General features: G+C 61.7%; 17 protein-coding genes. 10 read left to right on the forward strand and 7 right to left on the reverse strand.

Annotation, left to right across the window (positions count from 1 at the left end; all coding sequences use genetic code 11):
• Positions 1-250 precede the first annotated feature (250 nt).
• A complete protein-coding gene (locus ISP19_RS16230; protein ID WP_204683464.1) occupies positions 251-2,344 on the forward strand; it encodes a phosphocholine-specific phospholipase C in 2,094 nt (697 codons plus the stop codon).
• Positions 2,345-2,412: 68 nt separating this feature from the next.
• Here ISP19_RS16230 and pepQ read toward each other — a convergent pair whose 3' ends face one another.
• From pepQ to rph, 6 genes are all read right to left on the reverse strand, one after another.
• Positions 2,413-3,732 carry a Xaa-Pro dipeptidase gene (pepQ, locus tag ISP19_RS16235; RefSeq protein ID WP_204683465.1) on the reverse strand — a complete coding sequence of 440 codons (1,320 nt, stop codon included), beginning with the start codon at positions 3,730-3,732 and terminating at the stop codon, positions 2,413-2,415.
• Positions 3,733-3,945: 213 nt separating this feature from the next.
• Positions 3,946-4,284 (reverse strand): PilZ domain-containing protein, encoded by a 339-nt coding sequence (locus tag ISP19_RS16240; protein WP_204683466.1) that lies wholly within the window; start codon positions 4,282-4,284, stop codon positions 3,946-3,948.
• A complete protein-coding gene (locus ISP19_RS16245; protein WP_204683467.1) occupies positions 4,281-6,680 on the reverse strand; it encodes a DUF1631 family protein in 2,400 nt (799 codons plus the stop codon). The genes ISP19_RS16240 and ISP19_RS16245 overlap by 4 nt, the downstream gene beginning before the upstream one ends.
• 134 nt (positions 6,681-6,814) lie before the next feature.
• Positions 6,815-7,978, reverse strand: coding sequence for a radical SAM family heme chaperone HemW (hemW, locus tag ISP19_RS16250; protein WP_204683468.1), 1,164 nt, complete (start codon positions 7,976-7,978; stop codon positions 6,815-6,817).
• A 3-nt stretch (positions 7,979-7,981) separates the two neighbouring features.
• Entirely contained in the window at positions 7,982-8,581 is a 600-nt protein-coding gene (gene rdgB, locus ISP19_RS16255) for an RdgB/HAM1 family non-canonical purine NTP pyrophosphatase (protein ID WP_204683469.1), read from the reverse strand.
• A 77-nt stretch (positions 8,582-8,658) separates the two neighbouring features.
• Positions 8,659-9,387, reverse strand: a complete 729-nt coding sequence (gene rph, locus ISP19_RS16260) for a ribonuclease PH (protein WP_204683470.1) — start codon at positions 9,385-9,387, stop codon at positions 8,659-8,661.
• A 73-nt stretch (positions 9,388-9,460) separates the two neighbouring features.
• Between rph and ISP19_RS16265 the strand changes: the two genes are divergently transcribed.
• The 7 genes from ISP19_RS16265 to ISP19_RS16295 all read left to right on the forward strand — a co-directional run bounded on the left by ISP19_RS16265 (position 9,461) and on the right by ISP19_RS16295 (position 14,665).
• A complete protein-coding gene (locus tag ISP19_RS16265) occupies positions 9,461-10,318 on the forward strand; it encodes a YicC/YloC family endoribonuclease (protein ID WP_204683471.1) in 858 nt (285 codons plus the stop codon).
• 93 nt (positions 10,319-10,411) lie between these two features.
• Positions 10,412-11,041 (forward strand): guanylate kinase, encoded by a 630-nt coding sequence (gmk, locus tag ISP19_RS16270; protein ID WP_204683472.1) that lies wholly within the window; start codon positions 10,412-10,414, stop codon positions 11,039-11,041.
• Between the two features lie 92 nt (positions 11,042-11,133).
• Positions 11,134-11,970, forward strand: a complete 837-nt coding sequence (locus ISP19_RS16275; protein ID WP_204683473.1) for an ABC transporter ATP-binding protein — start codon at positions 11,134-11,136, stop codon at positions 11,968-11,970.
• Entirely contained in the window at positions 11,967-12,740 is a 774-nt protein-coding gene (gene mlaE, locus ISP19_RS16280) for a lipid asymmetry maintenance ABC transporter permease subunit MlaE (RefSeq protein ID WP_204683474.1), read from the forward strand. The genes ISP19_RS16275 and mlaE overlap by 4 nt, the downstream gene beginning before the upstream one ends.
• A gap of 50 nt (positions 12,741-12,790) precedes the next feature.
• A complete protein-coding gene (mlaD, locus tag ISP19_RS16285; protein ID WP_204683475.1) occupies positions 12,791-13,663 on the forward strand; it encodes an outer membrane lipid asymmetry maintenance protein MlaD in 873 nt (290 codons plus the stop codon).
• A gap of 23 nt (positions 13,664-13,686) precedes the next feature.
• Positions 13,687-14,370, forward strand: coding sequence for an MlaC/ttg2D family ABC transporter substrate-binding protein (locus tag ISP19_RS16290; protein WP_204683476.1), 684 nt, complete (start codon positions 13,687-13,689; stop codon positions 14,368-14,370).
• Complete coding sequence (locus tag ISP19_RS16295; RefSeq protein WP_204683477.1) at positions 14,357-14,665, forward strand: STAS domain-containing protein; 309 nt, start codon at positions 14,357-14,359, stop codon at positions 14,663-14,665. Before ISP19_RS16290 ends, ISP19_RS16295 begins: the two co-directional genes overlap by 14 nt.
• A gap of 71 nt (positions 14,666-14,736) precedes the next feature.
• Here ISP19_RS16295 and ISP19_RS16300 read toward each other — a convergent pair whose 3' ends face one another.
• Positions 14,737-15,642: an MlaA family lipoprotein gene (locus ISP19_RS16300; RefSeq protein ID WP_204683478.1), complete on the reverse strand. Its 906-nt coding sequence runs from the start codon at positions 15,640-15,642 to the stop codon at positions 14,737-14,739.
• A gap of 201 nt (positions 15,643-15,843) precedes the next feature.
• On the opposite strand from ISP19_RS16300, the gene rpoZ reads away from it, so the two are divergent.
• Together rpoZ and ISP19_RS16310 are read left to right on the forward strand one after the other, a co-directional pair.
• Positions 15,844-16,134, forward strand: coding sequence for a DNA-directed RNA polymerase subunit omega (rpoZ, locus tag ISP19_RS16305; RefSeq protein WP_126673373.1), 291 nt, complete (start codon positions 15,844-15,846; stop codon positions 16,132-16,134).
• A 124-nt stretch (positions 16,135-16,258) separates the two neighbouring features.
• Positions 16,259-18,448 carry a RelA/SpoT family protein gene (locus ISP19_RS16310; RefSeq protein ID WP_379946104.1) on the forward strand — a complete coding sequence of 730 codons (2,190 nt, stop codon included), beginning with the start codon at positions 16,259-16,261 and terminating at the stop codon, positions 18,446-18,448.
• Positions 18,449-18,509 lie beyond the last annotated feature (61 nt).

Here is an 18,509-nt window from a genome sequence, read left to right on the forward strand (position 1 = left end):
CCTTCGCCATCACCGTCATTTCGAAGAAAGTTGATGCCGCGGATATTGCTGTCTATACAACTAGAGTTCTAGATATTTAGGGCCGCAAATCGCATGTGTGCGCGGCAGATGTGAACAATACGCCAACGCGCTAAGCATGCGACTGTGATGAAGCGCAAAGCCCCGCGACGGTATTACGTCATGTCGCACGGTTGACATGTTCGCGCACGAGCATCGCGCAACATGTCCGTGCCGCCAGGAAGAATGCACCATGCCGACTTCGATGAATCGCCGCAGGTTTTTGCAGTTGCTTGGAAGCACCGCGCTTGCCTCCGCGCTTCCCGCCAGCATCGCGCGTGCCCTGGAAATTCCAGCCAATCGACGGACGGGTTCCATTGAGGATATCGAGCACATCGTCATCCTCATGCAGGAGAACCGGTCTTTCGATCACTATTTCGGCTCACTGAAAGGCGTGCGCGGGTTTGGTGATCCACGTCCGGTGAATCTGTCCAGCGGCAAATCGGTGTGGTATCAGCCCAACGGTTCGGATTACGTGTTGCCTTTTCATCCCACTGCGCCGGATCTGGGCCTGCAGTTCCTGGAAGATCTCGCGCATGACTGGACGAGCACGCATGCGGCGTGGAACCAGGGTCAATACGATCAGTGGGTGCCGAGCAAAGGCACCACGACCATGGCGTACCTCACCCGCGACGATATTCCATTCCACTACGCGCTTGCGGATGCGTTCACCGTTTGCGACGCCTATCACTGCTCGGTACTGGGCCCGACCGATCCGAACCGCTATTACATGTGGACAGGTTGGGTGGGTAATGACGGCGCGGGTGGCGGTCCGGTGATCGACAATGCCGAAGCTGGCTATTCCTGGTCCACTTACCCGGAAGTGCTGGAGAAAGCCGGTGTTTCGTGGAAGATCTATCAGGACATCGGCACCGGCCTGAATGCCGACGGTTATTGGGGCTGGACCGACGACGCCTATATCGGCAATTACGGCGATAACTCGCTGCTGTATTTCTTCCAATATCGCAACGCGTTACCCGGCAGTCCCTTGTATCAAGGCGCGCGCACCGGCACCGATATCTCGGTGAGCGGTACCTTGTTCGACATCCTGCGCGCTGACGTGATGGGCAATACCTTGCCGCAGGTTTCCTGGATTGCTGCGCCCGAAGCTTATACGGAACATCCGAACTGGCCGGCCAATTACGGTGCCTGGTATGTCTCGCAGGTGCTGGATGCGCTGACCAGCAATCCGGATGTTTTCAGCAAGACGGCGCTGTTCATCACCTTCGACGAAAACGATGGTTTCTTCGATCACATGGTGCCGCCTTGTGTGCCGCCGTCCAGTACGCAAGGTCAATCGACCGTCTCGATTGCCAACGAAATCTTCCCGGGCAGCAGCAGTTATGAAAGCGGACCCTATGGCATGGGGCCGCGTGTGCCGATGATCGTGGTATCGCCGTGGAGCAAGGGTGGCTGGGTTTGCTCGGAAGTGTTTGATCACACATCGCTGATCCGCTTTATCGAACGCCGTTTCGAAAAGCAGTATGCGGGCTTGCAGGAGCCCAACATCACGGCATGGCGCCGTACCGTCGCGGGCGATCTGACTTCCGCTTTCGATTTTTCGCGCCCGGACGGCGGCCTGCCTGCGTTGCCGAGCACCAGCGCGTATCAGCCGCCGAATGACCAGCGCTACCCGGACTACGTGCCGACGCCACCCAGCGATCAGAGCCTGCCGAATCAGGAGCCCGGCACCAAACCGGCGCGTGCGCTGCCGTATGAGCTGCACGCGACGGCGTTGTTCGGCGAATCGGGTAGTTTTGGTATCAAGTTGGAAAATACCGGGCGCGCGGGCGTTTGCTTCCACGTGCGTTCGGCCGCGGCGTCGAATGGGCCGTGGTACTACACCGTGGAAGCGGATAAATCGCTGGACGCAGCGTGGCCGACGCAAGCGAGTTACGACTACAGCGTATATGGCCCGAACGGTTTCATGCGGCACTTCAAGGGTGATCTTTCATCCAGCAAGACGACCTTGCAGGTCGCGCTTCGCTATGACGTCAGTGACGGTAGCGTGGTCATGATTCTCGTCAACGAAGGTCACGATTTCTGCAACGTATCCGTGGAAAATGTGTACAGCGGCGTATCACTTTCCTACGCCCTGCGCCCTGGTGAGCAGCAGGAAAGGAAATGGTATCTGGGCGATAGCTACGGTTGGTACGACCTGGTCGTGCGCGCCGATGCCCAGAACGGTTTCGTACAGCGTTTCGCCGGTCACGTGGAAACCGGCGTGCCGAGCCTGACCGACCCGGCGATCGCGCAGGTGCGCTGGCAGAATCTGCAAAACGCCTGAACCGGTACGATGTGATGACCAAGGGCGCCCGTTGCGGCGCCCTTTGATCAGGTGTGCTGCGCTGTCCTTCAATTCAGCTTTGCGAAGGCCTCGCGCGTGAGATTTTCCGGTTCGCCGTGTGTACACACGACGTCATCCTCGATGCGAATACCGCCATAAGGACGGAAGGCATCGACCTTTGCCCAATCGACATCCTTGGCTTCCGGTTTGCTGCGCAGTTCTTCCAGCAACATGTCGATGAAGTACAGGCCCGGCTCGATGGTTACCACCATGCCCGGTTCCAGCACGCGCGTCATGCGCAGATACGGATGCCCTTCGGGGCGTGGAATGCTGCCGCCGTTTTCACTGGCCTGGAAGCCCGCCACGTCATGCACTTGCAAGCCGATCGGGTGGCCCAGGCCGTGCGGAAAGAAGGTGGCGCTGACGCCCGATTGCACGGCGCTTTCGGCGCTCATGCGAATCACCCCGTGCTCACGCAGCACATCGGCCAGTACGTGGTGGGCATGGATGTGCAGCTCCGGATAGCTCTGGCCCGCTTTCACCTTGGCGACAAAACCAAGCTGCGCCTTTTCGACGCTATCGATCAGGGCCTGGAATTCGCTGTGGCCGCTGGCGGCATAGGTGCGGGTGATATCGCTGGCATAACCAGCTGCGCTGCAGCCGGCATCGATCAGGAAAGAGCGGCTCTGCTTCGGCGGCAAGCGATCGAAGTTCGTGTAGTGCAGCACGGCGCCGTGTTCATTGAGGCCCACGATGCTGGCGTAGGGCAGCTCGGCGTCGATTTGCCGCGCGGCGGCGAGGTAGGCCATGTGAATGCCCAGTTCGCTCTCGCCGGCACGGAAGGCCTTTTCGGCCGCGCGATGCGCGCGCGTGCCGACGCGGCTGGCTTCACGCATCAATTCCAGTTCGTAAGGCGTCTTGTAGCTACGGTGCCAGTGCAGGTAGTCGAGCACCGGTTGCGGGTTGTTGACCTCTACACCGTCGATCTCGGGGCAATTGGGCGCGATCACCGCACGCTTGCCCTTCGGCAAGGCGGCGACGGCTTCGGTGGCGGTGCGGACGATGGTGATGTCGAATTGATCGACCCAGTAACCGCTCGGTGCGGCCGGCACGACGTGCCAGTAATTGCGCGGCTGCACAAAGACCAGTTTCGGCTTGTGGCCGGGTGTGTAGACCACCCAACTGCCGGGGGCGTCGGTCAGCGGCAGCCAGTGGCGGAAATGTGGATTGGCGACGAAGGGGTAATCCTGGTCGTCGAGAAATTTGCGCAACGGCGTGCTGGCGGAGATCAGCAGGTGATCAAAACCGCCCAGTGACAGGGCATTGTCGGTGCGCGCCCGCAACGTGGCGATGTGTTGGGCAAAGAGCGGAGCAAGATCGTGACTCATACGACATTCCGGCGGGGCTTTAGTCCGCCAGTGTAGCTCTTGAGGAAATGCGGGATGGCAAACAGGAACTGACGAAGCGCTCGGGCGCGGCATGAGCGTCTGCGCGGCACCGACGCAAGCTGGGATGACGGCAACACCGTGCTGAAACCTCGCGTTGGTTCGATTACAGAACCGGATCGGTAACGCCGTTCTTGATTTCCGATTTCCGAAAAATCAGGTCTGCTGTAGCCAATGATCGAGCTGCGTGGCATCAGCGCTGCCAATCGCGATGATCCGATATCCAGCCCAGGTTTGCCCCGGCGTGGCAGCCGGCTCGTGCCATTGTTCCTGGATGCCGATCTCGATAGTCGGAGCGGTGCCGTCGTGCCGTGGCAGCGGCAGGCTGACCTGGTACACCGCTTCGCTGCGCGGCACGCGCTGGCCAATCAACAGCATGCCGTTGCTCGACAGATTGCCCAGATGCCCGAGCGGCTGGCCGGTGATGGAGTCGGTGACCGCCACGCTGTAATCCGGACGCTTGCGTGGCGCGCGGCGTTGTTCGGGGGTATTCATGAGCGGGCTTCCGGCAAGGGCGATGCAGGCCGCAGCAGGCTGGCGGTAAGGGCATGCCAGGCGCGATCGAGCAGGTTTTCTTCCTGTGGCGGCAACTCGCGCACGCGGCCATTGGCGATGGCGCGCGCCAGTTCCTGCAAGTTCATGACATCGCTGCGTTGACCGCGCCGATTGACGAACAGGCTGTTGCCAGACAGCGGGGAGAACCATGCCAGCTTGCGTTGGGTGGCTTCACCGGTGGCTGGATCGATGAATTCGAACCAGCTGCCGAAGGGCAACTGGCGCAGGCGATTGTGGATCCGCGCTTCGCGCAGACCCAGCGGCGGCACGACCGCAACGTTGGTGGCGGCAGGCGGGGTTTCGTGCCCTCGCTGCTCGCCAAGGCGCTGGCGCTGCTTGAGGCGGATGGCCAGGTCGGTGGCACTGGGTGCCTCGGCCGTGCGGGCCGCCGCAACCTTGGGTTTTTCTGGTATGGCCGTTGGCGCAGGCGGTGGCGCTTGCGGCAAGGGGGGCGCAACGGCTGGTTTTTCCTCGACACTGGCTTTCGTGCTGGCTGCCGGAGGCGCAACGTCCGCCGCCGCGGCTTCGGGTGTCAGGACGGTGGCTTCGGGCGCCGCCGCGGTATCGATGCCGATCAAGCGCTGCGCGACCTGCTCGGCTTCATCGACATTCATGCCGATCTGCTGCAGGCCGGTTTCCACCTCATGCCGCAACAGCACGGGATCATTCACCGGGAACTGGCCGAGCAGTTGATCGGTGACACGCAATTGCTGGCGGAAGGCGTCGCTGTGTTCGCCATGACGAAGCAGGTTGAGCGCCAACACATCGGTCCATGCGCGTTCGAGCAAGGTACGCAGCAGACCACGCGGCGAAGCAAGCTTGAAGCGTTCGGACATCAGCTCATCGGCGCGATGGCGAGCCTGTTCCAGGCGCTCGCGCCCTTGCATGGCTTCGACGTGCCGGCGCTCGGAGGCCTGCGCTTTGCGGGACAGTTGTGCGAGGTGATGTTCGATATCCGCCAGCAAGCTGGTGTAGAGGCCCGCGGTGGGGGGCTCTTGCTGGGTACGCTCCACCAGTTGGCTGAGCTTGGCCAGCAGTTGATGATCGACTTCGCCATCCGGCCCGTCTAGCCAGCTATTGACGGTTTCGGCAAGCTTGCCCAGTACCTGGCGGGCAGGATGTTCTTGTTGATTGAAGAACTCGCGATCGTTGATGGCCAGGCGCAACAAGGGCAGTTGCAGGTTGCTCAACAGCACGCGTGCGTCGGGACCGTGATGCAGCTGTTTGGCCAGTTCTTCGAACAACATCGCGACCAGTTCTACGGTGTCACCCTGTTCGGCCGTCAGTTGCGTGTGTGGCACACCAGGAGGCAACCCGGCGTTAAGTTGCAGCAGCAGCTCTTCGTGCAGGCGCTGCGCGCTGCGCAGCTCGCGACTGGTGTGATCAGTGACCTGGATCATGTGCTGCTGCAGGGCCGACAGGGCAAGCTGCAATTCATCCTGCGTCGCGGTGCGCCCGCCCGCGCTCGGCGCGGGGCCGACGCGCTGGCGCGACAGCAGGTCGCGCAAGGTTTCCAGTACGGCGATGGGTTCGCTGCGTTCGGCTGCGCCTCCCGCCGCAGGTGCCGGTGTTGCGGCGGCGGGGGTTGCCGTCGGTGATGCACTTTGGGTTGGGCCGTGGGTGGGACGTACGGCCGCAAAGGCACGTAACTGCGGCAGGATGCCATCGGCCAGCAGTTTGGAGTTGATGGCTTCGTAGAGCGATACCATCGTGCCGCCCACCGAGCTTTCGAACACCTGCAGCAGCATCAGGCGGTGCTCGATAGGCAAGTTCAGCGGATCGCTGGCGGCGCGCAGGATATGCGCCATGTTTTGCGGCCCTGAAGGCAGTTCCTCGCCTTCCAGCGGCGGCGTGCCGACCAGTACTGCCAGGCGATAGGACAGCTCGGACAACAAGGCGCCGTTGTGTGCCTCAAGGCGCGATGCGAGTTTGTCGAGCGCGGCGGTCAATTCGTGCTCGGTGCGGTCGAGCAGGGTCAGCGATTGCAGGCTGAGCGGCTGCTCGGTGTCCTTGTCGTCGACGCTGCCCATCTGTTCGAAGCTGTCACGCAGGCGGGAGGCGAACGACTGGATGAATCCCTCGCGACCTTGCTGCACCAGGTTGCGGCTGTCGAAACAGCGCTGCTGCTCAAGATGGTTGCGTGACTTTTCCGCCTGGTCGTACAGCCGCTTGTCGAAGCGGTCCAGGCACAGGCGCAGGGTGGGCTCGATCCAGTGATCGCTCAGTGTGCAGGCGATATCGATCAGTCGACGCGCGCGTAACGGCAATTCAACGCGGCTGGCGCGGTGAATACGATCGCGTGCAGTGTACGAATCGAGCCTCGGTTCGACATCCATGACTCAAATCTCAGAATTTCCCCAGGGCAAAGTGTATGCCGTATCACGCTTGCCGTCATGAGGCTGACAAGGCTTAGGGCCTGTTCGCACTATTGGGGCGGGCCACGCCAATAGTGCGAACAGGCCCTGGATGCTCAATCGAGGAAACTGGCGATCACGTCATTGAGGAAGCGCTGGCCCAATGGGGTTGTGCCCAGGCGCTGGGGATCGGCGTCCAGCCAGCCTCGCCGGCGGCCTTCGGCCAGCCGGGCGGCAATCTGTTGCAGGGGTAGGCCGGTGCGGGTTGGGAAATCGCCGGCCGGAACCCCGTCGATCAACCGCAGAGCATTGAGCATGTATTCGAACGGCAGCTCGCCAGCAGCGACGGCGGCATGGCCGCCCACTCGGGCCGGTCCACCGGCGGCTTGGAGATAGGCATTGGGGTGGCGGATTTTCCAGCGGCGGTATATCTCGCCCCTGGCCGCATCCGTGAGCTTGCCGTGCGCGCCGGCGCCTAGCCCCAGGTAATCGCCAAAGCGCCAGTAATTGAGATTGTGTTCGCAGCGCCGGCCTGGTTGTGCATAGGCGGAGATCTCGTATTGCGCATAGCCGGCTGCGGCCAGCCTGGCTTCGCAGGCTTCCTGCATGGCCCAGGCGTCGTCGTCGTCCGGCAGCGGCGGCGGGTGGGCGGCAAAGACGGTGTTGGGTTCCAGGGTGAGCTGGTAGTGCGAGATGTGCGTGGGCTGCAGGCTGACCGCACGATCCACGTCAGCCAGTGCACCGTCGAGGGATTGCTCGGGCAGGGCATACATCAGGTCGAGGTTGATGTTGCCGACGCCGGCGTCCTGCGCCGACTTCACGGCGGCTTCGGCTTCCCTGGCCGAATGGATGCGGCCGAGGCGCTTGAGCTTGTCGTCGTCGAAGCTCTGGATGCCGAAGGAAATGCGATTGACCCCTGCCGCCAGATAACCGTCGAAGCGCCCATGCTCGACCGTGCCGGGGTTGGTTTCCAGCGTCACCTCGCATTCCGCCGCAAACGGCAGGCGGGCCTGTGCGCCATCGAGAAAACGGGCGATCAGCTCGGGCGAAAACAGGCTGGGCGTGCCACCACCGAAAAACACGCTGACGATGGGTCTGCCATCCAGCGCGTTGCCGAAATCGGCGCGGTCGGCATCCAGATCGGTGAGCAAGGTGTCTACATAGGTTGCGTAGGGCGGTTCGCCGCGCAGCCCGTGCGAGTTGAAATCGCAGTACGGGCATTTTTTCACGCACCACGGCATGTGGACATAAAGCGCCAGCGGTGGAGCGATCAACGACATAAGTCAGGTGTGCAATTCAGCGATGCGTGCGTGCAATTGGGCCATTGCCTGGGCGCGGTGGCTCAGGCGGTTCTTCACGGCGGGTTCCAGTTCGGCCGCACTGAGCAGTTGTTCGTGCGGCAGGAACAAGGGGTCATAACCGAAGCCATGCGTACCGCGCGGCGCCTCCAGCACACGGCCATGCCAGCGGCCTTCCGCGATGATGGGGGCGGGATCGTCGGCGTGTTTGAGCAACGCCAGCACGCTGATAAAGAACGCGCTGCGTTGTTCGGCGGGGACGCCATCGAGTTCGTGCAGCAGCTTGGCATTGTTCGCGGCATTGTCACCGTGCTGGCCGGTGTAGCGCGCGGAATAGAGGCCGGGTGCACCGCGTAGATGCGCCACGCACAGTCCCGAATCATCGGCCAGTGCCGGCAGCCCGGTGATGCGAGCAGCGTGGCGTGCCTTGAGCAACGCGTTTTCGACAAAGGTGAGGCCGGTTTCTTCAGCATCGTCCACGCCGAGTTCGCCCTGCGTGACGACTTCAAAATGGCTGTCGGCAAGCAATGCATTGAATTCGGCGAGCTTGCCGCGATTGCTGCTGGCGAGAACGATACGTTGCATAGACTTTGTCGGTGAGTAGTCAAAGGCGGGGGCTTCATCGACCCAGCCGCGATAGCGTAGTGGCTGAGGCGACGGACTCAGTTCGATTCCAGCGCTTCCCGCTGCAAACGAATCAGTTCGCCAATGCCTTTCTCGGCCAGATCGAGCATGGCGTCCATTTCGTGGCGGCGGAAGGCGTGGCCTTCGGCGGTACCCTGTACTTCGATCAGGCCGCCGCCGTCGTTCATGACCACGTTCATGTCAGTGTCGCAGTTGGCGTCTTCGGCGTAATCCAGGTCGAGCACCGGCATGCCCTGATATACGCCGACCGAAATGGCGGCCACTGCGCCGATGATCGGATTGCGGCGCAGGTTTTCGCGTTTCAACAGGACATTGACCGCATCGACCAGCGCCACATAAGCGCCGGTAATGGCGGCGGTGCGCGTGCCGCCATCGGCTTGCAGCACATCGCAGTCGAGGGTGATGACGCGCTCACCCAGAGCCTGGCGGTCGACGCAGGCGCGCAGGCTGCGGCCGATCAGGCGCTGGATTTCCATGGTGCGGCCACCCTGGCTGCCACGCGTGGCTTCGCGCTGTGTGCGGGTGGCCGTGGCGCGCGGCAGCATGCCGTATTCGGCAGTGACCCAGCCTTCGCCTTTGCCGCGCAACCAGGGCGGCAGGCGCTCTTCGACGCTGGCGGTGCAGAGCACGCGGGTATCGCCACAGGCGATCAGCACGGAGCCTTCGGCGTGGCGGGTGTAGTGACGCTCGATCGTGATGTTGCGCAACTGGTCATGGGCACGGCCGCTCGGGCGGGACACTGTCATAAGGTCGTGTTGGGCAAGTCAGGGTGGGACAGTTTACCATTGACCCCTTTCTCCACCGTTCGGGCTGTCCTACATGATTCGCAGCATGACTGCTTACGCCTCCGCCGAGGCCGCTACCCCTGTCGGGGCGCTGACGTGCGAGCTGCGTACGGTCAATCATCGCTACCTCGAGATCAGCCCGCGCTTGCCCGAAGATCTGCGCGGCTTCGAACCGGCCTTGCGCGAATGCATCGCGGGCCGGCTTTCGCGCGGCAAGGTGGATGTGATCGTCCGTCGCGGCGAGTCGCGTGGTGAGTCGCTGCAGGTCGACAACACCATGGTCACCCGTTTGTCGGAGTTGGCGTTGGATATGGAGGGCCGCTTTCCGCGCATGCGCATCGAATTCACGGAACTGCTGCGCTTTCCCGGCGTGCTGCAGCACGCGGAAGTGGACCAGGAAGCCCAGCAGGCGGCGTTGGTCGGTGTGCTCGATCGCGCGCTGGACGCGCTGACTGCCACGCGTGAGCGTGAAGGTGCCAAGCTGGCGGAGATCCTGCGCGAACGCCTGGATGGCATCGAACGTATCGTGGCCAACGTGCGCAACTGGATGCCGGAGATTCGCACGGCCTTGCGCGCTCGCCTCGAATCGCGCCTGGCCGACCTCAAGCAGCCTGCCGATCCGGGTCGCCTGGAGCAGGAACTGGTGTTGCAGGTCACGCGATCCGATGTGGACGAAGAGCTCGATCGCCTTAGCACGCATATCGTCGAAACGCGACGTGTGCTGGGACTGAAGGAGCCGGTGGGGCGGCGGCTGGATTTCCTGATGCAGGAGTTCAATCGCGAGGCGAATACGCTGGGTTCCAAGTCGGTCGACGCACGCAGTACCAATGCGGCGGTGGAGTTGAAGGTGCTGATCGAGCAGATGCGCGAACAAGTGCAGAACATCGAATGAAAACGCCGCGCATCGCCGTCACACTGCGCGTGTGGGAGCCTCTCACCCCCATCCTCTCCCCGAGGGGAAGAGGGAGCGAAGGAGCTTCGCATCATGTCGCTTGATAGCAGTGGCACGCTCTTCATCGTTGCCGCGCCGTCCGGTGCGGGCAAGTCCACGCTGGTCAACGCCTTGCTGGAGCGCGAGCCAGGCATTTCCCTGTCGATCTCGCACACCACGCGTCCGCCGCGGCCGGGTGAGGAATACGGCCGTCATTATTATTTCGTCGAGCGTGCCGAGTTCGAGCGTGAGGTGGCCGAGGGCGTTTTTCTTGAGCACGCAGAAGTGCATGGCAACTTCTACGGTACCTCGCGCAATACGGTTCAGGATCTGCTGCAGCAGGGCCGGGATGTCCTGCTGGAAATCGATTGGCAGGGTGCCGCACAGATACGCAAGGCGAAGTCTGATTGCGTAAGCGTGTTTATCCTGCCACCTTCACGTGCCGAACTTGAACGCCGCCTGCGTGGTCGAGGATCGGACAGTGCCGAGGTCATCGAGCGCCGGTTGCGCAATTCACGCGGTGAGATCGCCCACGCCCATGAGTTCGACTACATCATCGTCAACGACCGGTTCGAGGATGCGTTGGACGGTCTCCGGGCCATTGTGCAGGCGGTACGCCAGCGCAGCGGACTGCAGTGCCAGCGGCATGCGGACCTGATCCGGGAGCTGCTGGCCGAAGGCTAGGTAGTTCGGTACAAAATGATTACTGCACTGGTCCGTATAGCATTAGATGCCCACTTCAGTTAACTTCACCACTTTGGTCTTACCCCTTGCCCATGACTGATACCGTTCAAGCCAAGCCCGACGATCGCGCTCTGGTGCGCATCCGTGGCCTAACCACGGTGCTCAGCGGCAAGACCGTGTTCGATGCCCTGGATCTGGACATCCCGCGTGGCAAGGTCACGGCCATCATGGGACCCAGCGGCACGGGCAAGACCACGTTGCTCAAGCACATCACCGGCCAGATGCGCGGTGACAAGGGCGAGGTGCGGGTGGATGGGCTGAACGTGCCGGAGCTGCCCCGCGATCAGTTGTTCGGGCTGCGTGAGCGCATTGGTTATCTGTTCCAGAATTCCGCGCTGCTGACCGATTTCGATGTGTTCGAGAATGTGGCCTTCCCGCTGCGCCAGCACACCAAGCTGCCGGAAGTGCTGATTCGCAATATCGTGCTGACCAAGCTGCAGGCAGTGGGCCTGCGCGGCGCAGCTTCGCTGATGCCGAGCGAACTGTCGGGCGGCATGGCGCGCCGTGTCGCGCTGGCGCGCGCGATCGTGTTCGATCCCATGCTGATTCTCTACGACGAGCCGTTCGTGGGGCTGGACCCGATTGCACTCAACCAGGTGTTGAAGCTGATCCGCACGCTCAACGACACGCTCAACATTACCAGCGTGCTGGTGGCGCATGAGCTCGCGGCAATCAAGGAAGTGGCTGATCACGTGTACCTGATTGCCAACGGCAAGGTCGTCGCGCAGGGCGATCCCAAGAAAATTGCCGATGACGGTTCGCCGTGGACGCGCCAGTTCTTCGGCGGCGACGCGGATGGCCCGGTGCCATTCCAATACCCGGCCGGCGATTACGCGCGGGCGCTGGGTTTCAAAGAAGGTGCCGCATGAGCGCGCAGATGCCGCATAAAAGTATTGTGGTGCAATCACTGGCGCAGATCGGCAACTGCGGCCTGTTCCTGCTGCGAATTCTTGCCGCGGTGCCGAGCAGCCTGCGGCATGTGCGCGAAACCGTGCGGCAGCTCTGGTTTGTGGGGGCGATGAGCCTCACCATCATCATGACCTGCGGACTGTTCGTCGGCATGGTGCTGGGGCTGCAGCTTTATCACGTGCTGGCCATCTTCGGCGGCACTTCGGCGACCGGTTCGGTGGTGGCGCTGGCTATCTATCGCGAGCTGGGGCCGGTGGTGACCGCGCTGCTGTTTGCCGGCCGTGCAGGCACGTCCATCACGGCGGAAATCGGCTTGATGCGTGCCACGGACCAGATCGCCGCGATGGAAATGATGGCCGTCGATCCGATTGCCTACGTGGCTACGCCGCGTTTCCTCGCCGGTGTGATCGCCATGCCGTTGCTGTGTTGCGTGTTCTGCGCCATGGGCATTTTCGGTGGGCACCTGGTTGGCGTGAGCTGGCTGGGTATCGACAACGGCACGTTCTGGTCGAACATGACCGCCAACGTGGACGTGTGGGACGACATTATCAACGGCGTGATGTGGAAGAGCATCGCGTTTGGGGCGGTGGTGTCGCTGATTGCCGTATTCCAGGGCTATACCACGCCGCCGACCAGCGAGGGCGTGGCCTATGCCACGACGCGCACCGTGGTGTCGTCATCGATCGCTATTCTTGCATTGGACTTCGTGCTCACTGCGTTCTTGATGTGAATGGACTGATGAACCGCCATGACTAACTGCTTCTTTCTGAGGACTTTGCCGTGAGCCAGAGAAAATCCTATGCCGTCGGCACCGGCCTGTTCATCGTGCTCGGTTTCGCCGCGCTGGCTTATCTCGCAACGCAGACCAGCTCGGTGGCCAACAGTCACCAGGGCTCCAGTTACACGGTCGATGCGCAGTTCGCCAACATCGGTGCGCTCAAGGAGCGTGCGCCGGTGAAGGTGGCCGGTGTGCGTGTGGGCCAGGTGCAATCGATTACGTTGGAGCCGGGCAAGGACGTCGCGGACGTTACCCTGTCCATCGACAATAAATACAACCAGATTCCGACCGATTCAGTGGCGACGATCTATACCAGCGGCTTGCTGGGGGATCAGTATGTGGGCCTTCAGTTTGGCGGCGCCAAAACTTACGTTGCCAACGGCGGGCACATCGGCCTGACCAAGTCCTCGGCACCGCTGGAGGAAATGCTCGGCAAGTTCCTTGGCTCCGGTGGCGCGGCTGATGCCATCGGCGGTACCTATTCGGTCCGGGCTGATTTCACCAACGTGGGCACGCTCTCGGTTGGGGCGCCGGTGAAGATGGCCGGTGTGGCGATCGGTAGCGTGGCGTCGATCAAGGCCGATCCGGTCAAGCTCGATGCGACGGTGACGCTGTCTATCGACAAGAAGTACAACCAGATCCCGGATGATTCGTCGGTATCAATATTCACCAGTGGTTTGATTGGCAGCCAGTATGTTGCGATCCAGCCCGGTGGCTCGCCGAACTCCCTCAAGGATGGTGACCAGCTCGTGCTGACACAGTCGGCCATGCAGCTGGAAGATCTGATCGGTAAGTTCCTGGTCAATGGTTCGCCCAGCGGCGGCAATAATGCCGGTGGCAACGGTTCATCCAATACCCCTGCCGGCAAGCATTGAGCCGGCCTTACTAGGAGTCATCCATGTTGCGTCACTTGGCTATTGCCACCGCTATTGCCCTGGGCAGCGTCGCGATCGCCGCACCGGCCTTCGCGCAGGATGCATCGAGCGCCCAAACTTCCAATGCATCCACGCCGGAGGTGGTGGTGCAGGGCATCGTTCACGATCTCAACACCCAGATCGCCGCTCACAAGGCGGAACTGCAGAACGACAAACCCAAGCTGGTAACGCTGATCAACCAGATCTTCCTGCCGCACTTCGACACCGATTGGGCGTCGATCCTGGTGCTTGGCATGCATGCCCGTGAAGCCACGCCGGAGCAGCGTGCGCGTTTCGCCAAGGCCTTTTACACCTCGCTGACGAACCGCTATGCGGAAGGTTTGCTGAACTATTCCCAGGGTTCTGTGAACGTTCTGCCGTTCCAGGGCGAACTCAACGACAAATACACCGTGGTCAAGACCCAGGTCACCACCGATGACAAGAAGCAGATCGCGGTGAACTACGTGTTCCACAAGACCGCTGATGGTCAGTGGAAGGCGTATGACGTGATCATCGAGGGCATCTCCTACATCACCAACTATCGCAACCAGGTTGATGCGGAGATCAAGAAGGAAGGCCTCGATAAGCTGATCGCGGATCTGGAGACGCAGGGCGACAAGGCGCTGCAGCAGATGGAACAGGAAAACAAAGGCAATGGCGCCAAGTAAATCCGGCCAGTTTCGGGTTGCTTCCGATGTGCCGGACACGGTATCCGTGTCCGGTACATTGAGTTTCGCGACGGCGGCGAATGCGCTCAACGCCATGCGCGCGGCATTCGCCAAGCATGATTGTCATACCCTGGACCTTGCCGGCGTCACTTGCTGCGACAGTGCCGGCCTGGCGTGCGTGCTGGCGGCGCTGTCGGAGGCCGATCAGGGCGGACACCACGTGTCCGTGCGTCATGTGCCGGAGGGGATGCAGGCGCTGGCACAGGTCTGTGGAATAGAGCCGTTCCTGCATTAACGGCGTTTCCCTACCCAGCTTCAAGCATAAAAAACGGGGCCTTGAGCCCCGTTTTTGATCTGTCGAAGGGCCTACTGGTTGCCCGACGGATTGCTCGGAGGAGGGTTGCCTGAAGGCGGATTGCCCGAAGGCGGCGTGCCCGAATTGTTCTGCTGTTTCTGCTTCTGCTCCCATTCCTGCTGCTCCTTGAGCAACTCGGCAGGGTCGAAGTTGTTGTTCTGATTGTTCGAGCCCTGGCCTTGCTGCAGCTTCAGCATCACGTCTGCCGGCGGATTGCCGTCGTAGAGCTTGTTGAGGCGGGTCTGGCGCCAGGCGTCGCGCACGAACGCATACGGGTCGTAGGCTGTCTTCAGGAAGCTGTCGGCATCAAGCAGCTGCGCGCGCATCTGAATGAAATAGACCACTTCGGGAATGTAGTACTGACCCCAGTGGAAGTGGTGATTACGCTCGAAGTAACTGAGTGGATCGAACAGGTAGCCATCCACCGGGTACTGCCAAACGTCACGCACGGTCGACGGACCGAGTAGCGGCACCATCAGGTAGTCGCCTTCCGGCACGCCCCAGCGGGCCAGCGTAATGCCGAAATCGGTTTCCTTGAGCGGGATCTTCATCTTGGTGGCCGGGTCGAAGAAGCCCGCCAGGCCCACCGTCAGATTGATCAGGAAGCGGCCGGTATCGGTGATCGCATCGCTGGGACGGGCCTGCAGCAAGTTGTTGGCGATGCTGATCGGCAGCTTGATATTGGTGAAGAAGTTGCTGATGCCGGTCTGCACCGGCTTGGGCGTCACCTTGGTGTAACCCACGGCGACCGGGCGCAGCACATGCGTGTCCAGCGCCATATTGAAGGCGTAGCTCTTGCGGTTGAACTTCTCCAGCGGGTCATCCGTGCGAGGCGGCGCAATGGCACAGCCGACCAGCAGGGTGACGGCGGCAATGGGTAGGGTACGGCTCAGTAGACGGCGGGGCAGGGAGGGCATCTAGAGGGGTCCGCTGCAAGAAAGTGGGGATTGTTGGTAAAATTGTACTTTCTAGTTTTATATTGTGCACGACTTGCGCGGCGCTTTCGAGCTGGCGCAGGCCGGTCTGGCATGATAAGAGTCAATCGCGTTGCCAGCCAAGTGGCTGGCCGATAAACTGTAAGACCGCATAAAGTTTCTTATTGTCCAAGGATTTCCCCTATGGCCCGCATTACCGTGGAAGACTGCCTCGAGGTAGTCGATAACCGTTTCGAACTGGTCTTGATGGCGACCAAGCGCGCCCGCCAGCTCGCCAACGGCGCCGAACCGGCCGTCAACCCCGACAACGATAAGCCTACCGTACTGGCACTGCGTGAAATCGCCGACCGCCGCATTGACCAGGCCACCATTGACGAGATCGACCGCGCCGAGCGCGAGCGTGCCGAGCGTGAAGCGCTGGAGTGGGCCGCGCAGGAAGTCGATGACGACCTCTCCAAGGGCGGAGATGACTGATGGATGGCGGCGGCTGTCGGCAGTGCAGTCGTCGATCCGGTAACACCGGACAAGCGGGTAGCGTTGCGCGCCCGATTTGTCTCGAGCCATCTTCCAGGTTCTACCTACATAGCGAGGCGATCGCCTGAACGGGCGTCGTGAATCCATGACGGCGGTTACGCATCCCGCTTCTGAGGATACGTCTGTACTGCCACCCTATGTGCTGGCGCTGAAAGAGCGCATTGCCTACCTCCCGGAGCAGCACGTTGCGCGCGTATTGCGTGCCTACGAAGTGGGCGCGGTGGCGCATGAAGGGCAGATGCGCAAGAGCGGTGAGCCCTACATCACCCATCCGATCGCCGTGGCCGGCATCCTGGCCGAGATGGGCATGGATGCCGAAACCATCATCGCAGCGATCCTGCACGACACGTTGGAAGATACCTCGCTGAGCCGCACCGCGCTGGCCGGGGAATTCGGCGAGACCGTGGCCGAGCTGGTCGACGGCGTCACCAAGCTGGACAAGATGCGCTTCAGCAGCCGCCAGGAGGCCGATGCGGAGAGTTTCCGCAAGATGCTGCTGGCCATGGCGCGCGACCTGCGCGTGATCCTGATCAAGCTGGCTGATCGCCTGCACAACATGCGCACGCTCGGCGCCAAGGAATCCGACTCGCGTCGACGTATCGCACGCGAAACGCTGGAAATCTATGCGCCGATTGCCCAGCGCCTGGGTATGAACAAGATCAAGGCGGAACTGCAGGATCTGGGTTTCCGCGCGCTTTACCCGGATCGTTATCGCGTGATCAGCGAGCGCATCCGGGCCGTGCTGGGCAATCGCCGCGAAGCGATGGGTCGCATCGAGGGCGCTTTGTCCGCGCGATTGATTGAAGAGCGCATTCCGGTGCGCGTGGTCGGCCGCATCAAGTCGCCGTGGAGCATCTATTCGAAGATGCGCAGCGAGCACAAGAGCTTTGCCCAGCTGATGGATGTGTACGGCTTCCGCGTGGTGACGGATAGCGCGATGAGCTGCTACATGGCGCTCGGCGTGGTGCACGCGTTGTACAAGCCGGTCGATCGGCGTTTCAAGGATTTCATCGCCATTCCCAAGGCCAACGGCTACCAGTCCCTGCACACCGTGCTGCTGGGGCCATTCGGCGCGCCGATTGAAGTGCAGGTCCGCACCGAGGAAATGGACTCCGTCGCCGAGCGCGGCGTCGCCGCACATTGGGCTTACAAGACCGAGAGCGGCCCGGCCAACAGCGCGCAAGCGCGTGCACGCGAGTGGCTTGCTTCGCTGGCCGATAGCCAGGCCAACACGCCGGAAGCGGCTGAATTCATCGAGAACGTCAAGATTGACCTGTTCCCGGATGAAACGTATCTGTTCACGCCGCGCGGTGACATTCTTTCTCTGCCGCGTAATGCCACGGCACTGGATTTCGCCTATGCCGTGCACACCGACGTGGGTGATCACGCGGTGGCGGCTCGTGTCGACAAGAAGCTGCTGCCCTTGCGTACGCGACTGGAATCCGGCCAGCTGGTAGAGATCATCACCGCGCCTTCGGCGGTGCCGAATCCGGCCTGGCTGGAGTTCGTGGTTACCGGCAAGGCGCGTACCGCGATTCGCCAATACCTGAAGCATTTGCAGCACGAAGATGCGGTGGATTTCGGCCATCGCATGCTCGATCGCGCGCTTGATGCCTTGGGTACCAGTCTGGACGCCATCCAGCCGGAAGCGCTGGACAAATTCCTGCAGAAGTCGAAGTTCAAGCGTCTGGAAGAACTGCTATCGGATATCGCCCTGGGCAACCGCATGCCCGATCAGGTGGCCAGCCAGCTCGTCGCTTCGCGCGGTACCTCGGCTCGCGGCGCACAGGCACAGGCTGCCCATCCGTCAGAGAAGATTCGCATCACCGGGGCTGAGCGTGGCGTATTGAGCTTCGCCAACTGCTGTCACCCGCTGCCAGGCGACGACATCATTGGCTACCTCTCGCCCGGCAAGGGCATCGTCGTGCATCGCACCGAATGCCCGAACGTGGCCGAGTTGCGCAAATCGCCCGAGCGCTGCGTGGCGATCGAATGGGATCGCGACGTGCAGGGCGATTACCGCGCCGAACTGCGCATCGAGGTCATCAATCGCCCTGGCGTATTGGCGACGGTGGCGGCAGCGATCGCCGCGGCGGATTCCAACATCGAAAACGTCGAATACGTCGAGCGTGATATGGCAGCAGCCACGTTGCTGTTCACTATCGAGGTGAAGAACCGCAAGCATCTGGCTGAGGTGATCCGGCGTGTGCGGCGTACGGGTGTGGTGAGCGGAGCGTATCGATATCCGCTTTGAAGGCTGGGCAGGAAATGGGTGAAATCAGAATGCCGCAAGATTTACCATTCCCCTTTCCTCT

Origin of the sequence: Dyella flava (genome assembly GCF_016904955.1) — a bacterium.
GTDB lineage: Bacteria > Pseudomonadota > Gammaproteobacteria > Xanthomonadales > Rhodanobacteraceae > Dyella_B > Dyella_B flava.

Coding starts and splice junctions, on each gene's coding strand:
- ISP19_RS16265 (WP_204683471.1), top strand. CDS start 9,461: ATGATTCGCAGCATGACTGCTTACGCCTCCGCCGAGGCCGCTACCCCT.
- ISP19_RS16295 (WP_204683477.1), top strand. CDS start 14,357: ATGGCGCCAAGTAAATCCGGCCAGTTTCGGGTTGCTTCCGATGTGCCG.
- ISP19_RS16230 (WP_204683464.1), top strand. CDS start 251: ATGCCGACTTCGATGAATCGCCGCAGGTTTTTGCAGTTGCTTGGAAGC.
- ISP19_RS16275 (WP_204683473.1), top strand. CDS start 11,134: ATGACTGATACCGTTCAAGCCAAGCCCGACGATCGCGCTCTGGTGCGC.
- ISP19_RS16300 (WP_204683478.1), bottom strand. CDS start 15,642: ATGCCCTCCCTGCCCCGCCGTCTACTGAGCCGTACCCTACCCATTGCC.
- ISP19_RS16245 (WP_204683467.1), bottom strand. CDS start 6,680: ATGGATGTCGAACCGAGGCTCGATTCGTACACTGCACGCGATCGTATT.
- ISP19_RS16290 (WP_204683476.1), top strand. CDS start 13,687: ATGTTGCGTCACTTGGCTATTGCCACCGCTATTGCCCTGGGCAGCGTC.
- mlaE (WP_204683474.1), top strand. CDS start 11,967: ATGAGCGCGCAGATGCCGCATAAAAGTATTGTGGTGCAATCACTGGCG.
- rpoZ (WP_126673373.1), top strand. CDS start 15,844: ATGGCCCGCATTACCGTGGAAGACTGCCTCGAGGTAGTCGATAACCGT.
- gmk (WP_204683472.1), top strand. CDS start 10,412: ATGTCGCTTGATAGCAGTGGCACGCTCTTCATCGTTGCCGCGCCGTCC.
- pepQ (WP_204683465.1), bottom strand. CDS start 3,732: ATGAGTCACGATCTTGCTCCGCTCTTTGCCCAACACATCGCCACGTTG.
- hemW (WP_204683468.1), bottom strand. CDS start 7,978: ATGTCGTTGATCGCTCCACCGCTGGCGCTTTATGTCCACATGCCGTGG.
- ISP19_RS16240 (WP_204683466.1), bottom strand. CDS start 4,284: ATGAATACCCCCGAACAACGCCGCGCGCCACGCAAGCGTCCGGATTAC.
- rdgB (WP_204683469.1), bottom strand. CDS start 8,581: ATGCAACGTATCGTTCTCGCCAGCAGCAATCGCGGCAAGCTCGCCGAA.
- rph (WP_204683470.1), bottom strand. CDS start 9,387: ATGACAGTGTCCCGCCCGAGCGGCCGTGCCCATGACCAGTTGCGCAAC.